1 protein-coding gene is annotated in these 331 nt (G+C 68.3%); it reads right to left on the reverse strand.

Annotated elements, in window-relative coordinates; translation table 11 throughout:
- On the reverse strand, positions 1-331 hold a 331-nt coding region (locus tag EN845_RS34340; protein ID WP_189587443.1), incomplete at both ends, for an NAD(P)H-dependent oxidoreductase.

The raw sequence follows: 331 nt of genomic DNA on the forward strand, positions 1-331 counted from the left end.
CGTGGCCAGATGCGCGGCGGCACGCTCGGTCGCCAGCGCGATACGCGCCTGCAGGGCCGCGCTGCTGACGTGCTCGCCGTCGAAGTCAGCCGGCGTGGCATACACCCCGATAGGCAGCGTGTGCGCCTGCAGGAAACTGAACAACGGCCGCAACTGGTGGTCGATCACCAGCGCATGGCGCTCGCTGCCGCCGGTGGCGGCCAGCAGGATGGGGGTGTCGACCAGCGCGTCCTGGTCGATGAAGTCGAAGAAGTGCTTGAACAGACCGGTGTACGAACCGCGGTAGACCGGCGTGGCCACGACCAGCACGTCGGCCTGTTCAACGGCCAGC

This window comes from Mesorhizobium sp. M8A.F.Ca.ET.202.01.1.1, from assembly GCF_004791595.1.
GTDB lineage: Bacteria > Pseudomonadota > Alphaproteobacteria > Rhizobiales > Rhizobiaceae > Mesorhizobium.